This is a genomic window from Bradyrhizobium sp. CIAT3101, from assembly GCF_029714945.1.
Classification (GTDB): Bacteria; Pseudomonadota; Alphaproteobacteria; order Rhizobiales; family Xanthobacteraceae; genus Bradyrhizobium.
Map to the genome: position 1 here is coordinate 2,270,488 of NZ_CP121634.1, position 13,887 is coordinate 2,284,374.

The following is a 13,887-nucleotide window of genomic DNA, read 5'->3' on the forward strand; positions in this document are numbered from 1 at the left end:
GGCCTATTCGGCCGCGATTCGCTCCATCGCCATGGTGCGAAGTTTTGCGCGCTGGATCTTGATTCCGTTGGCGCTGTCGGTCACGGGGAAGGCGTCCACGACATAGATCCGTGCCGGGACCTTGTAGCCGGCGAGCCGCTCACGCAGGCGTGCCGTCAGCACCTCCTGGTGCGGCGAAGTGCCGGCCGCGATGACAAAGGCGACGCAGCGCGCCTGGCCCTTCAGGTCGACCGCGACGACCTGGGCATCGGCGACGCCGGTACAGGACTTGAGCTCGTCCTCGATCTCGCCGGGCGCGACCAGGAAGCCGCCGAGCCGCATCGCGTCGCCGGCGCGGGTCTCATAGACGAAGGCGCCGTCGCGCAGCCGGCCGATGTCGCCGGTGCGGAAGAAGCCGTCCGCGGTAATCGCATCGCGCGTCGCATCGGGGTTGTTGAAATAGCCGAGGAAGCGCGACGGCGCGCTGATCTCGATCTCGCCGGAGATGCCTTGCGCTGCAAGCTCGCCGGTCTCGGTATCGCGCACGCGGACCTTGGCCTCGGGGGACATTGGCCAGCCACCGCCCTCGATACGATCGGCGAAGGCGTCGCCGGGACGGGCGATCGAGAACATCGCCTGCACCTCGCTCGAGCCGTAGAGGCCGTGTAGCGGCAGGCCGCGCACCTCGGCCTCTGCGGCCAGCTCGCGCCAGCCGGGCTGAAAGGCTGCAAAGCCGCAGACTTCGAGATGCGGCAAGGGCCGCTGCGCGTCGGTGAGCGCGAGGATGCGGCGGAACATCTCGTCGGAGCCGAAGGAATGCGTGATCCTGTGCGCGCTGAGGATTTTCAGCGCCGGTGCGGCCTCGAAGGCGTCGAGCACGTGGACGGTCGCGCCGGCGGCGATGAAGCCGAGCAGGCTCGTCATACCAAAGGTGCCGCAGAACGGCAGCATTGCGAGCAGCGAGTGACGCTGCGGCGCGAGCTGGAGCGCCTTGGCAATCGCGTTGGCGTGGGTCGCCAGCGTTCGCTGCGAGTGCGCGACGAGCTTGGGTCCCTTGGTCGTGCCGGATGTGGTGTAGAGCAGCACGGGGAGGTCGATGTCGTCGACCAAGGCGGGAGCCGGCGGATAGCGCTTCTCGAACGCATCGAACCGCACGCACGGCCATTGCGCGGGGATCGCATCCGCGCCGACCACCGCGAGCTCCTGCAGCGCGGGGACATCAACCTTGGCGATATCGGCGAGAATGGCGGCGAAATCGATCGAGCGAAACGCCGCCTCGACAACCAGCAGCTTGGCGCCCGACAGCTTCAGGAGATGTGCCACTTCCGCGCTGCGGTAGCGGGTGTTGACGGCCGCGACGACCGCACCCAGTCGGGCGGCGGCGAACAGCAGTGCGACCCACTCGACCCGGTTGACCAGCCAGACCGCGACCACGTCGCCCTTGCCGATACCCTGCGCCGCGAGCCAGGCCGTGGTCTGCGCGACCATCCCTGAAAACTCCGCGCGCGAGACGGGTTTGCCGTCGAACACGAAGGCAGGACCGGCGGCAGTCTCCGATCCGATCAGCGATTGCAGTGAAACATGATCGGCTTGCATGGCGACCGGAGTAGCCCGATCGCGCAAACCTGTCTACTTGGTGCCGAACATCCGGTCGCCGGCATCGCCGAGGCCCGGCACGATGTAGCCGTGATCGTTAAGCCGCTCGTCGATCGCGGCGGTCCAGACCGGCACGTCCGGGTGTTCGTCCTGGAACTTCGCAACGCCCTCGGGCGCCGCCAGCAGGCAGACGAAGCGGATGTCGCGGGCACCGCGGTCCTTGAGCAGCGAGGCGCCGGCGCAGGCCGAATTGCCGGTCGCCAGCATCGGGTCCATCAGGATCACGGTGCGGTCGGACAGGTCCTGCGGCGCCTTGAAGTAATATTCCACGGCCTGCAACGTATCAGGGTCGCGGTAGAGCCCGATATGGGCGATGCGGGCCGAGGGCATCAGCGCCAGCATGCCGTCGAGGAAGCCGACGCCGGCGCGCAGGATCGGCGCCAGCGTGAGCTTCTTGCCGGCGATCTTCGGCGCCTGCATCGGCGCGATCGGCGTCTCGATCTCGACCAGCTCCAGCGGCAGGTCGCGCGTCACCTCGTAGCCGAGCAGCATCCCGATCTCGTTCAGGATCTCGCGAAAGCTCTTGGTCGAGCGGTCCTTCTCCCGCATCAGGGAAAGCTTGTGCTGGACCAGGGGGTGGGCGACGACGTTGACGCTGCTTGTGCTCATGAAACCGATCTACACGGTTCCACGAAACTGCGCCAGATCGGCCGGACGTTTTCCGCAACGAGGGGGCGGCCTGGCCGGGCTGTGCGACCGCCATTCGCGCCCGGTTGCTTGCCTCGTAGGCAGCCATGGTCAATTCGCGGTCGATCGCCGTGACGTCTAGACGCCAAGCCCGCGGGCAGCGAGCGTGATCACGATCGTCAGGACCGCACCCCAGACCAGGCTGAGCGTCATGGTCATGATCGTGGTGGTGACCGCGTGCTCGAGATGTCCTTTGAAGAGCGGCATGCTACCGCCTCAGGAACCGCGCCACGAGCGCGATCAGCGGATTGCCGTGGTTCTCGATGTCGAGCTCGAAGGTCTCGGTGGGAAACACCAGCGCGCAGCGCGCCGGCCGGCTCTGACGGTGGGCGAAATCGACGGCCGAACTCTTGAACAGGAACAAGCCGCCGATGCGTCCGTGCGCCTCGCGGGCGACCCAGAGGCCGGCCTGGTTGCGTCCGATGAAAAAGGCGGGAATGGCGTCGCTGATCACATCGGGATCGAGCGGCCTGAGTTCCGCCGCCGGCACCTGCCGCTTCTGGCGGTGAGTGGCTTGGAGAGCAATTGCGGCCATGGCGGCCTCCTCACACATCTGCAAGGTCATGGTGGTCACCGGGACTTCAGGCGTGGAGGTGCCAGACGAAGATCGCGGTCTTCAGCGCGATCAGCGCCGTGAGCACGCTGCCCATCGTGAGCACCGCGAGTGTGCGCATCGCGACGCGCTTGAGTTGGGCTTTGCGCTCACCAGGGATCCGTACCGGGCGTTCAGACCAGTTGGAGGACCGTTCAAAGCCCTGAGTCAGCATCGACATGTCAGAAGTCCTTGTCTGTGGGGCGACGAGACCGTCGCTCCAACCTGCCTCTCATGATGAGTATTGCGGCATATGAATGCGAGACGGGCGGCGGCGCCGTCATATAGGCGCGCCATAAAGGCGCGCTCTACGCGCCGACATTGTCGATCAGATCCTCGTCGGCGATCGCGGCAAATGCCCGCACAACCTCTCTCTGCGCGGCAGCGTCCAGCGGCACGATCGGCAGCCGTGTCGCGGCCGACATCAGGCCAAGCACGCTCAGGGCATGTTTGAGCGCGGCCGGACTTTCCCGGGAGAGGCAGGTCATCAGCGGGACGAGGCGCTTGTGCAGATAGCGCGCTGTTTGGAGGCGACCCTGCCTGACCTGCGAGAAGATCGTCCGGCACAGGTCCGGTGCGATGTTGCAAACTTCCGAGATCGCACCATCGCCGCCGCCGGCGATATAGCCGAAGCCGGTCGCATCGTCGCCGGACAGCAGCCGAAAGCCCGCCGGCAGCAGCCGGCTCAGGCGCATCGGGCGGGTGGTGTCGCCGCCGCCATCCCGCAGGCCGACGAACTGGCGCGACTCGACGAGACGCAAAAGGGTCTCGTCGGCGAGTGGGCGCAGCGTGCGGGAGGGAATGTCGTGCAGGATCACCGGCAGTCCGGTCGAGCCAGCAATGGTGCGGAAATGCGCGAGCATCCCCTCCTGCGTCGGCTTGTTGTAGGCGGGCACCACCGACATGATGGCGTCGGCGCCGGCCGCTTCCGCGCGCCGCGCAAGTTCGACGGCGCGGCCGGTGGCATTCGACATCGCGCCCGCGATGACCCGCGACCGGCCGCGGGCGACGTCGACCGCGGTGCGAATGACGAGCTCCTGCTCGGCGGGCGAGAGTGTCGGTGCCTCGCCCGCCGTCTCGCAAACCACGAGCGCGGGAACGCCGGCCGCAACCTGGCGCTCGCAGAGTGCGGCGAACGCCTCGAGGTCGATCGTGTCAGCGGCCTCGAACGGCGTCGGCAGATCCGGAATGAAGCCGGTGAACCAGGCTGAAGGAGGAATGAACATGGCTTGCTTGCCGAATGCGGTCCGCTCAGGCGGCGCGCTGCGAGAGGTCGGGGTGTCTGCCCATGTCGAGCTCGATCTCGCGCGGCAGCTCGACGATGGTCTCGGGATGCTGTCCGTTCTCGAACAGCGCGTATTTGATGGCCTGGGCGCGGCTGACGAACAGGCCGCCATAAAGGCCGTTCTGCTCCTGCACGACCCACTGTCCCCTGTGGTTCCGGCCGATGAAGACGATGCTTGAGAGGGAGCTGCACGAGGGAGGTTCGACGAGTTTCACGGATTTGGTCCTTCCAATTGATGCGGGCGGCGGGATCTCGTCCCGCGACCGCCGCATCAATATCTTTTCGAAGGGATAGGATTTCGAGAGAGGACGCGCGGCGATCTCATAGGAGCGCCATAAGGCCTCGTATCAAGGCCTGGTGTTCGATCAGCTGAAGTTCTCGCAGGCGATCGGTTCGTACAGCGAGTCCGGCGCGGGGCGTACGCTGGGAACGCTCGGTCGGGATGCTTCCACGGCCAATGCCTGGACTTCGACGAAGGCCGAAAGCAGCGCGATCGCGAGGTCGCCGTGGCATCCCTCGACAGCCGCGTCGAGCCAATCCGGCAACTCGCGCTCACGCGAGAGCGCGCAATGCCATTCACCTTCGTCATAGGCTATACGGCGGACATGCCATAGCGGCAGTTCGAGCTCCATCAGCGCCAGCGCCGCATCGGCCCAGGCTTCCGCGTCGATCAGGCGCATGAGGCGGGCGGTGCGCTCGGTCTGTCCGAGCGAGGGAAAGCGGCGGCAGGCCCTGTCGATGATCTCAAGCATCAACGGCCGCGTCATGCCCTGCGCATTGCGCAGTCGGTCGCCAAGCGCGGGTAAATCGTAGAGTCGCAGAGCGGTCATCTCGGGCCTCCTGGAATTGGCGTCGGTCAGTCGGCCGGCCTCTTCAGGATGGCGGGAAGGACATTGGAAAACGAGATGGGAGCGGGGCGTGAGATATAGGAATGTCATAAAAGTCGAGGTGGCCGGAGCCGCTTCGATAGTCGCGCAACAACCTCCGCTGTCGTCCCGGACAAGCGAAGCGCAGATCCGGGACCCATAGCCACAGGGAGGAGTTTGGCGATGACTCGCGGTTACCGGTTTCGCCCCGCAACATCTCCCTGGGGTCATGGATCCCCGCCTTCGCGGGGATGACGGCGGAGTGAGCCGATAGCGCATCGCGTCTCTCAGGAACGACGCGCCGCCTTTATGAGATTCCTATAACTTCGCCATAGCCCTCGTCTCGAAAACCTATGTCCGTGGTGGCACTTCAACACGGTCAAAAGTCCCGCTTGGGCCGTGGAATTGCATTGCGATTCCCTCCACGAGCTCCGCCGGGTCCCCGAGAAAGAGTTGCTCCCGATAGCGGGACGCAACGAGGAGCAATCCCATGATGGACATTCTGATGCTGGCGCTGGGCTTCGCCTTCTTTGCCCTTGCGATCGGCTACACCTACGCCTGCGAACGGTTGTGAGGGAGCGTACCATGATCTTCGATTATGCGCTCGCGGGCGCCGTCTCGTTCGGCCTCCTGATCTACCTCACCTACGCGCTGCTGCGGCCGGAACGGTTCTGAGCCGTGCTGCTCCTTGTCGAATTGCTGCTGGCGGACATTGGGCTCGTCGGCTGCCTGCTCGTGGTGCTCCTGCCGCTGTTGCGACGGACACCAAGCCTGAAGGGTTAATGCCATGACTGTGATCGGTTGGCTCCAGATCATTCTTTTCTGCGTTATCATCGTCGCGCTCACCAAGCCGCTCGGCTGGTACATGACGCGCGTCTTCAACGGCGAGCGGACGTTCATGTCGCCGGTGCTGCGCCCGATCGAGGCCGGCATCTACTGGATCTCAGGCGTCGACGAGAAGCGCGAGCAGCATTGGCTGACCTACACGGTCGCCATGCTGCTGTTCCATGTCGGCGGCTTCCTCATCATCTACGGCGTGATGCGCCTGCAGGCCGTGCTGCCCTTCAATCCGGCGGGGCAGGGCGCGGTCGCCGAAGATCTCTCCTTCAACACCGCGATCTCCTTCATCACCAACACCAACTGGCAGAACTACGGCGGCGAGAGCACGATCTCCTATCTGGTGCAGATGGTCGGCCTGACGCACCAGAATTTCCTGTCGGCGGCCACCGGCATCGCGCTCGCGGTCGCGCTGATCCGCGGCTTCTCGCGTGCCTCGGTGCGCACCGTCGGCAATTTCTGGGTCGATGTCACCCGCACGACGCTTTATGTGCTGCTGCCGATCTGCGTGGTCTACACGCTGTTCCTGATCTCGCAGGGCATGCCGCAGACGCTCGGCGATTATGTCGATGCCACCACGCTCGAAGGCGCCAAGCAGACCATCGCGGTCGGCCCGGTGGCCTCGCAGGTCGCGATCAAGATGCTGGGCACCAATGGCGGCGGCTTCTTCAATGCCAACGCCGCGCACCCCTTCGAGAACCCGACCGCGCTGTCGAACTTCGTGCAGATGCTGTCGATCTTCCTGATCGGCGCGGCCATGACCAACGTGTTCGGCCGCATGGTCGGCAACCAGCGTCAGGGCTGGGCGATCCTGGCCGTCATGGGCGTGCTGTTCGTCGCCGGCGTCGCCGTCACCTATTGGGCCGAAGCCAATGGCACCTCGACGCTGCAGGCGCTCGGCCTCACCGGCGGCAACATGGAGGGCAAGGAAGTCCGCTTCGGCATCGTGGCGTCCTCGCTGTTTGCCGTCGTCACCACCGCCGCCTCCTGCGGCGCGGTCAATGCGATGCACGACAGCTTCACGGCGCTCGGCGGCATGATTCCGCTGATCAATATGCAGCTTGGCGAGATCATCATCGGCGGCGTCGGCGCCGGCCTCTACGGCATGCTGCTGTTCGTCGTGCTCGCGATCTTCGTCGCCGGCCTGATGGTCGGGCGCACGCCGGAATATGTCGGCAAGAAGATCGAGGCGCGCGAGGTCAAGATGGCCATGCTCGCGATCCTGGTGCTGCCGCTGATGTATCTCGGCTGGACTGCGGTCGGCGTGGTCTATCCGGCGGCGGTTGCCTCCATGGCCAATGCCGGCCCGCATGGCTTCACCGAGGTGCTCTACGCTTTCACCTCGGCGACCGGCAATAACGGCTCGGCGTTTGCGGGCCTCACCGGCAACACCTTGTTCTACAACCTCACGCTCGCCAGCGCGATGTTCGTCGGCCGCTTCTTCATGATCGTCCCGGCGATGGCGATCGCGGGCTCGCTGGCCGCGAAAAAATCCATTCCGCCGTCGGCGGGCACATTCCCGACCACCGGCGGGCTGTTCGTCGGTCTCGTCGTCGGCGTGATCCTGATCATCGGCGGCCTCACCTTCTTCCCGGCTCTCGCACTCGGCCCGATCGTCGAGCATCTCGCGATGAACGCCGGTAACGTCTTCTGATTGTCGGAGTGACCTCCATGGACACCATGAAACTGCAAAAACGCGCCTCCGTCTCGGCGATGCTCGATCCCAAGATCGTCGTGCCCGCGATCCGCGCGTCCTTCACCAAGCTCGATCCGCGGCTGATGATCAAGAACCCCGTGATGTTCGTGGTCGAGATCGTGGCCGCGCTCACCACCGTGATCTTCCTGCGCGACCTCGTCACGGGTGGCGCGAATCTCGGCTTCACCTTCCAGATCATCCTCTGGCTCTGGTTCACGGTGCTGTTCGCCAATTTCGCCGAAGCCGTGGCCGAAGGGCGCGGCAAGGCGCAGGCAGATTCGCTGCGCAAGACCCGCACCGAAAGCCAGGCCAAGCTCCTGACCGGCGCGGGCCGGGACTTCAAGCTCGTGGCGGGAACGAGCCTGAAGGTCGGCGACATCGTGCTGGTCGAGGCCGGCGATACCATCCCCTCGGACGGCGAGGTGATCGAGGGTGTCGCTTCCGTGAACGAAGCCGCCATCACCGGCGAATCCGCGCCCGTGATCCGCGAGTCCGGCGGCGACCGTTCCGCGGTGACCGGTGGCACGCAAGTGCTGTCCGACTGGATCCGCGTCCGCATCACGGCAGCGCAAGGCTCGACCTTCATCGACCGCATGATCAAGCTGGTCGAAGGCGCCGAGCGGGCGAAGACGCCGAACGAGATCGCGCTCAATATCCTGCTGGCGGGCCTCACCATCATCTTCGTGTTCGCCACCGTCACCATTCCGAGCTACGCCGCCTATGCCGGCGGCTCGATCTCGGTCGTTGTGCTGGTCGCGCTGTTCGTGACGCTGATCCCGACCACGATCGGCGCGCTGTTGTCGGCCATCGGCATCGCCGGCATGGACCGTCTGGTCCGCTTCAACGTGCTCGCAATGTCCGGCCGTGCGGTGGAGGCCGCCGGCGACGTCGATACGCTGCTGCTCGACAAGACCGGGACCATCACCCTCGGCAATCGGCAGGCGACGGCGTTCCGTCCCGTGCGGGGCGTCAGCGAGCAGGAACTGGCTGACGCTGCCCAGCTCGCCTCGCTCGCCGACGAAACGCCGGAGGGCCGTTCTATCGTGGTGCTGGCCAAGGAGAAGTACGGCATCCGCGGCCGCGACATGGCCGAACTTGGCGCCACCTTCATCCCATTTACGGCGCAGACCCGCATGAGCGGCGTCGATGCCGGTGGATCGTCGGTGCGCAAGGGCGCGGTCGACGCCATGCTGAACTATGTCGGCGGCGGCGCGCCGCTGGCTGTTGCCTCCGGCAATACGGCGCGCGCCATTCAGCCCGCCGGGCTCTCGGACATCGGCCGTGAAATCCAGACCATTGCGGACGAGATCTCGAAGGCCGGCGGGACGCCGCTCGCGGTCGCCAAGGATGGCAGGCTGCTCGGCGTCATCCAGCTCAAGGACATCGTCAAGGGCGGTATCCGCGAGCGCTTTGCCGAGTTGCGCCGCATGGGCATCCGCACCGTCATGATCACGGGCGACAACCCGATGACGGCGGCCGCGATCGCGGCAGAGGCGGGTGTCGACGATTTCCTGGCGCAGGCGACACCCGAGGACAAGCTCAAGCTGATCCGCGACGAGCAGGCCAAGGGCAAGCTGGTCGCCATGTGCGGCGACGGCACCAATGATGCGCCCGCGCTGGCGCAGGCCGATGTCGGCGTCGCCATGAACACCGGCACGCAGGCGGCGCGCGAGGCCGGCAACATGGTCGATCTCGATTCCAACCCGACCAAGCTGATCGAGGTGGTCGAGATCGGCAAGCAGCTGTTGATGACGCGCGGTGCGCTGACGACCTTCTCGATCGCCAACGACGTCGCAAAATACTTCGCGATCATCCCGGCGATGTTCCTGGCGTTCTATCCGCAGCTCAACGTGCTCAACGTCATGAACCTGTCGAGTCCGCAGAGCGCCATCCTGTCGGCGATCATCTTCAACGCGCTCGTCATCATCGGGTTGATCCCGCTCGCATTGAAGGGCGTCGCCTATCGCGCGGTCGGGGCCGGTGCGCTGCTTCGGCGCAACCTGCTGGTCTACGGCCTCGGCGGCATCGTCATTCCCTTCATCGGCATCAAGGCGATCGACCTCGTCGTCGTCGCCTTGCACCTGGCCTAACCGTCTTCCCGGGTTGCGCAGCGCGCGCCCGGGCCGCGACGAAGACATTGGAGATACACATGCTCAGAGAAATCCGTCCCGCCATCGTCCTCCTGCTGGTGCTCACAGCCATCACGGGCCTGGCCTATCCGCTCGCCATGACCGGCATTGCCGGCGCAATCTTCCCCGTTCAGGCGAAAGGCAGCCTGATCGAGAAGGACGGTAAGGTGGTCGGCTCCGCCCTGATCGGCCAGGAATTCAAGGACGACAAATATTTCCACGGCCGTCCCTCGGCGACGCTTGCGCCGGACCCGAATGATGCGACCAAGACCGTATCGGCGCCCTACAACGCCGCCAATTCGGGCGGCTCCAATCTCGGCCCGACCAGCAAGGCGCTGGCCGACCGGCTGAAGGAGGATGTGGACAAACTGAAAGCCGAGAACCCGAACGCCCCGTTGCCGGTCGATCTGGTCACGACCTCGGCCAGCGGTCTCGATCCCGATATTTCCCCCGAAGCGGCGCAATTCCAGGTGCCGCGCGTCGCGAAGGCGCGGAATATGTCGGAGGATGCGCTGAAGGCGCTCGTCGCCTCCAACACCCAGGGCCGTCTGCTCGGCCTGCTCGGCGAACCCCGGGTTAACGTTCTTGCCCTGAACCTCGCACTGGATCGTGCGTCCGCGAAGTAGCGCTCTAGGCTGGGAATGCCCGGATGATTATATTGGCCTGATGGTTCAACAGCGCCGCGATCCCGAACAACGTCCGTCTCCCGAGGCGCTGCTGGAAGCCGCGCGTCGGGAGGAGAGCGCGAGCGGCAAGCTGAAAATCTTCGTCGGCGCCGCCCCCGGCGTCGGCAAGACTTACGAGATGCTGCAAAGCGCCCATGCCAGGCGCAAGGCCGGCATCGATGTCGTGGTCGGCTTCGTCGAAACCCATGGCCGCGCCGAGACCGAAGCGCTGGTGCGCGGGCTTGAACTGGTCCCGCGCAAGCGGCTCGAGTACCGCGGCCAGATCGTCGAGGAGATGGACCTCGACGCGGTGATCGCACGGCGCCCGAAGATCGCCTTGGTCGACGAGCTTGCTCACACCAATGCAGCCGGCAGTCGTCACCCAAAACGCTATCTCGACGTCGAGGAGCTGCTCTCCCACGGCATCGACGTCTACACCGCCGTCAACATCCAGCACATCGAGAGCCTGAACGACGTCGTCGCGCAGATCACCCATGTGCGGGTGCGCGAGACCGTACCGGATTCGATCTTCGATCGCGCCGATGCGATCGAGCTGATCGACCTCACGCCCGACGATCTGATCCAGCGCCTGCGCGAGGGCAAGGTCTACGTCCCCAAGCAGGCCGAGCGGGCGCTGGAGCATTATTTCTCGCCGGGCAATCTGACCGCACTGCGCGAGCTCGCGTTGCGGCGGACCGCCGAGCGGGTCGATGAGCAGCTGCTCACGCATATGCAGGCGAACGCCATCGCGGGCCCCTGGGCTGCGGGCGAGCGCATCCTCGTCTGCGTCAGCGAGGACCCGCGTGCGGCCGGCCTCGTGCGCTACACCAAGCGGCTGGCCGACCGGCTGCATGCACCGTTCACCGCGATCTCGATCGAGACGCGGCGCTCGCTTCAGCTCTCCGACCAGGAACGCGACCGGCTGGCCGACACGCTGCGGCTCGCGGAATCGCTCGGCGGCGAAGCGCTGACGATCCCTGCGGTCGGCCGCCGCATCGCCGACGACGTCATCAATTTCGCGCAAGGCAACAACGTCACCCAGATCGTGATCGGCAAGTCGACGCGCTCGCGCTGGTTCGAGATGGCGCGCGGCTCGGTCGTGCATGATCTGGTGCGCCGCGCCGGCAATATCAGCGTTCACGTCATTCCCGGCGACGAGCTGCCGGACGAGGCTGCGCCGAAGGCGGCGGTGCAGACCGCTGCGCGGTCCGAGCCGTTCAATCCGCTGCCCTATCTGAAGTCGCTGGGCATCGTGCTGGTCGGCCTCGGCGCCGCGGTTCTGCTGCAGCCGCGCTTCGGCATCGAGAACGTGGATCTCGTGCTGCTCACCGCCGTGGTGGCCGTCGCGGTGCGCTACGGCTTGTGGCCGTCGCTGCTCGCGAGCTTGGCTGCCTCGCTCGCCTATAATTTCTTCTTCCTGCCGCCGGTCTACACCTTCACCATCACGGACCCGACCAACGTCGCGGCGTTCTTCTTCTTCATGCTGATCGCGATCCTGGTGTCGAATGTCGCGGCGCGCGTGCGTACGCAGGCCGACACCGCGATCGGCCGCATCCGCACGACCGAGCAGCTCTATGCTTTCAGCCGCAAGCTTGCCGGCACCGCCACGCTCGACGACGTGCTGTGGGCGTCGGCCTATCAGATTGCGCTGATGCTGAAGGTCCGTGTCGTGCTGCTGCTGCCGGAAGACGGGCTTTTGACGGTGAAATCCGGCTATCCGCCGGAGGACCAGCTCGACCAGGCCGATCTTGCCGCCGCGAATTGGGCCTGGAGCAATGACCGCTCCGCCGGCCGCGGTTCGGATACGCTGCCGGGCGCCAAGCGCCTGTTCCTGCCGATGCGCACCGGGCGCGGCCCGATCGGCGTGATCGGCATCGACAATGACCGCACCGGCCCGCTGCTGACGCCGGACCAGCGCCGTCTATTGGACGCGCTGGTGGACCAGGGTGCGCTCGCGATCGAGCGCGTGCTGCTGGTCGAGGACATGGACCGGGTCAAGCGTACCGTCGAATCCGAGCGGCTGCGCTCCGCGCTGTTGACATCGATCTCGCACGATCTGAAGACGCCGCTCGCCTCCGTGCTGGGCGCGGCTTCGACCATGCGCGATCTCGCCGGCGCGCTGTCCGATACCGAGAAGCGCGATCTGCTTGCAACCGTCATCGACGAATCCGAGCGGCTCAACCGTTTCATCGCCAATTTGCTCGACATGACCAAGCTCGAATCCGGCGCCATCGTGCCCAACACGGCGCTGCACGATCTCGGCGAGATCGTCGGCAGCGCGCTGCGTCGGGCATCGAAAATCCTCACTGCGCACAAGGTCGAGCTGGTGCTGGCCGCCGATCTGCCGATGCTCGAGCTCGATGCCGTGCTGTTCGAACAGGTGCTGTTCAACCTGCTCGACAATGCCGCGAAATATTCGCCGCCCGAGACCACGATTGCGATCAAGAGCCGGCGCGAGCGCGATCAGGTGGTGCTGGAGGTCGCCGACGAGGGCGCCGGCATTCCGCCCGACGAGCTCGAAAGCGTGTTCGACAAGTTCTATCGCGTGCAGAAGGGCGATCATGTCCGTCCCGGCACCGGCCTCGGGCTTGCCATCTCGCGCGGCTTCGTCGAGGCAATGCGCGGCACGATTTCGGCCGCCAACCGCAGCGACCGGAGCGGCGCGGTCCTCACCATCCGTCTGCCCGTTCCGGCGCAGACCCACGCATTGGATACCGCCGCATGAGTGCTGCCCCGATCAAGGTTTTGGTGATCGACGACGAGCCGCCGATCCGCAAATTGCTGCGGATGGGGCTTTCGACGCAGGGCTACGAGATTCTGGAGGCGTCGAACGGCAAGATTGCGCTGGAGAAGCTCACCGAAGATCCCGCGCTGATCATCCTCGATCTCGGCCTGCCGGATATCCAGGGCCATGAGCTGTTGCGCACCATCCGCGCTCGCAATGAGAACGTTCCGATCGTGGTGCTGTCGAGCCGCGGCGACGAGGCCGGCAAGGTGCAGGCGCTCGATCTCGGTGCCGACGATTATCTGACCAAGCCGTTCGGCATGGACGAGTTGCTGGCGCGCCTGCGCGCCGCGTTGCGGCACCAGCTGCAGGTGCAGGGCGAACGCCCGGTCTTCCGCACCGGCGATCTCTCCGTCGATCTCGTGCGCCGCATCGTCAAGCTCGGCGAGCGCGACGTCAAACTCTCGCCGAAGGAATACGACCTTCTGCGCGTGCTGGTGCAGCACGCCGGCAAGGTGCTGACCCACAGATTTTTGCTCAAGGAGCTCTGGGACGAGCTGACCGACGCGCAATATCTCCGCGTCTATGTCCGCCAGCTTCGCCAGAAGATCGAAGCCGATCCGGAGCGGCCGCAATATGTGCTGACGGAGACGGGGATCGGGTACCGGCTCAAGGCTGGGGATTGAGACTCAGATCTGTAGGATGGGTAGAGCGCAGTGAAACCCATCATCCCTCGGCGCCTGAAGATGCGTGATGGGTTTCGCTGCGCT

The 13,887-nt window shown here is 65.5% G+C and carries 14 protein-coding genes; 6 read left to right on the forward strand and 8 right to left on the reverse strand.

Translation table 11 applies throughout. The features are described 5' to 3' along the window. Positions 1 to 3 precede the first annotated feature (3 nt). The 8 genes from QA645_RS10635 to QA645_RS10670 form a co-directional block, all read right to left on the reverse strand. Complete coding sequence (locus QA645_RS10635) at positions 4 to 1,575, reverse strand: AMP-binding protein (protein WP_283050060.1); 1,572 nt, start codon at positions 1,573 to 1,575, stop codon at positions 4 to 6. A gap of 33 nt (positions 1,576 to 1,608) precedes the next feature. Further along, the gene (gene upp / locus QA645_RS10640; RefSeq protein WP_254133574.1) at positions 1,609 to 2,244 is read right to left on the reverse strand and encodes a uracil phosphoribosyltransferase; all 636 of its coding nucleotides are present in this window, start codon (positions 2,242 to 2,244) and stop codon (positions 1,609 to 1,611) included. A 156-nt stretch (positions 2,245 to 2,400) separates the two neighbouring features. Then, positions 2,401 to 2,529: a hypothetical protein gene (locus QA645_RS10645; RefSeq protein WP_283050061.1), complete on the reverse strand. Its 129-nt coding sequence runs from the start codon at positions 2,527 to 2,529 to the stop codon at positions 2,401 to 2,403. A gap of 1 nt (position 2,530) precedes the next feature. Then, complete coding sequence (locus QA645_RS10650) at positions 2,531 to 2,887, reverse strand: hypothetical protein (protein WP_283050062.1); 357 nt, start codon at positions 2,885 to 2,887, stop codon at positions 2,531 to 2,533. Between the two features lie 16 nt (positions 2,888 to 2,903). Then, positions 2,904 to 3,095, reverse strand: coding sequence for a hypothetical protein (locus QA645_RS10655; protein WP_283050063.1), 192 nt, complete (start codon positions 3,093 to 3,095; stop codon positions 2,904 to 2,906). 127 nt (positions 3,096 to 3,222) lie between these two features. Beyond that, complete coding sequence (gene dapA / locus QA645_RS10660) at positions 3,223 to 4,140, reverse strand: 4-hydroxy-tetrahydrodipicolinate synthase (RefSeq protein ID WP_283050065.1); 918 nt, start codon at positions 4,138 to 4,140, stop codon at positions 3,223 to 3,225. 25 nt (positions 4,141 to 4,165) lie between these two features. Continuing rightward, entirely contained in the window at positions 4,166 to 4,414 is a 249-nt protein-coding gene (locus tag QA645_RS10665) for a hypothetical protein (RefSeq protein WP_283050066.1), read from the reverse strand. 150 nt (positions 4,415 to 4,564) lie between these two features. After that, on the reverse strand, positions 4,565 to 5,029 hold the full coding sequence (locus QA645_RS10670; protein ID WP_283050068.1) for a hypothetical protein: 465 nt from the start codon (positions 5,027 to 5,029) through the stop codon (positions 4,565 to 4,567). 621 nt (positions 5,030 to 5,650) lie between these two features. Between QA645_RS10670 and QA645_RS10675 the strand changes: the two genes are divergently transcribed. The 6 genes from QA645_RS10675 to QA645_RS10700 all read left to right on the forward strand — a co-directional run bounded on the left by QA645_RS10675 (position 5,651) and on the right by QA645_RS10700 (position 13,803). Then, entirely contained in the window at positions 5,651 to 5,740 is a 90-nt protein-coding gene (locus tag QA645_RS10675) for a K(+)-transporting ATPase subunit F (RefSeq protein WP_035698142.1), read from the forward strand. Between the two features lie 112 nt (positions 5,741 to 5,852). Then, positions 5,853 to 7,556, forward strand: a complete 1,704-nt coding sequence (gene kdpA, locus QA645_RS10680) for a potassium-transporting ATPase subunit KdpA (RefSeq protein WP_283050072.1) — start codon at positions 5,853 to 5,855, stop codon at positions 7,554 to 7,556. Positions 7,557 to 7,573: 17 nt separating this feature from the next. Continuing rightward, the gene (gene kdpB, locus QA645_RS10685; RefSeq protein ID WP_283050073.1) at positions 7,574 to 9,688 is read left to right on the forward strand and encodes a potassium-transporting ATPase subunit KdpB; all 2,115 of its coding nucleotides are present in this window, start codon (positions 7,574 to 7,576) and stop codon (positions 9,686 to 9,688) included. A gap of 59 nt (positions 9,689 to 9,747) precedes the next feature. Beyond that, a complete protein-coding gene (locus QA645_RS10690; RefSeq protein ID WP_283050074.1) occupies positions 9,748 to 10,353 on the forward strand; it encodes a K(+)-transporting ATPase subunit C in 606 nt (201 codons plus the stop codon). A 40-nt stretch (positions 10,354 to 10,393) separates the two neighbouring features. Beyond that, positions 10,394 to 13,117, forward strand: coding sequence for a sensor histidine kinase KdpD (locus QA645_RS10695; protein WP_283050075.1), 2,724 nt, complete (start codon positions 10,394 to 10,396; stop codon positions 13,115 to 13,117). Continuing rightward, positions 13,114 to 13,803, forward strand: coding sequence for a response regulator transcription factor (locus QA645_RS10700; RefSeq protein ID WP_254133565.1), 690 nt, complete (start codon positions 13,114 to 13,116; stop codon positions 13,801 to 13,803). The genes QA645_RS10695 and QA645_RS10700 overlap by 4 nt, the downstream gene beginning before the upstream one ends. Positions 13,804 to 13,887: the final 84 nt, after the last annotated feature.

Bases quoted from the DNA above. Each gene is read 5' to 3' on its own strand.
- QA645_RS10650 (WP_283050062.1), bottom strand. From the start codon at position 2,887: ATGACCTTGCAGATGTGTGAGGAGGCCGCCATGGCCGCAATTGCTCTC.
- kdpB (WP_283050073.1), top strand. From the start codon at position 7,574: ATGGACACCATGAAACTGCAAAAACGCGCCTCCGTCTCGGCGATGCTC.
- QA645_RS10675 (WP_035698142.1), top strand. From the start codon at position 5,651: ATGATCTTCGATTATGCGCTCGCGGGCGCCGTCTCGTTCGGCCTCCTG.
- QA645_RS10700 (WP_254133565.1), top strand. From the start codon at position 13,114: ATGAGTGCTGCCCCGATCAAGGTTTTGGTGATCGACGACGAGCCGCCG.
- QA645_RS10695 (WP_283050075.1), top strand. From the start codon at position 10,394: ATGGTTCAACAGCGCCGCGATCCCGAACAACGTCCGTCTCCCGAGGCG.
- dapA (WP_283050065.1), bottom strand. From the start codon at position 4,140: ATGTTCATTCCTCCTTCAGCCTGGTTCACCGGCTTCATTCCGGATCTG.
- QA645_RS10690 (WP_283050074.1), top strand. From the start codon at position 9,748: ATGCTCAGAGAAATCCGTCCCGCCATCGTCCTCCTGCTGGTGCTCACA.
- QA645_RS10645 (WP_283050061.1), bottom strand. From the start codon at position 2,529: ATGCCGCTCTTCAAAGGACATCTCGAGCACGCGGTCACCACCACGATC.
- QA645_RS10635 (WP_283050060.1), bottom strand. From the start codon at position 1,575: ATGCAAGCCGATCATGTTTCACTGCAATCGCTGATCGGATCGGAGACT.
- QA645_RS10670 (WP_283050068.1), bottom strand. From the start codon at position 5,029: ATGACCGCTCTGCGACTCTACGATTTACCCGCGCTTGGCGACCGACTG.
- kdpA (WP_283050072.1), top strand. From the start codon at position 5,853: ATGACTGTGATCGGTTGGCTCCAGATCATTCTTTTCTGCGTTATCATC.
- QA645_RS10655 (WP_283050063.1), bottom strand. From the start codon at position 3,095: ATGTCGATGCTGACTCAGGGCTTTGAACGGTCCTCCAACTGGTCTGAA.
- upp (WP_254133574.1), bottom strand. From the start codon at position 2,244: ATGAGCACAAGCAGCGTCAACGTCGTCGCCCACCCCCTGGTCCAGCAC.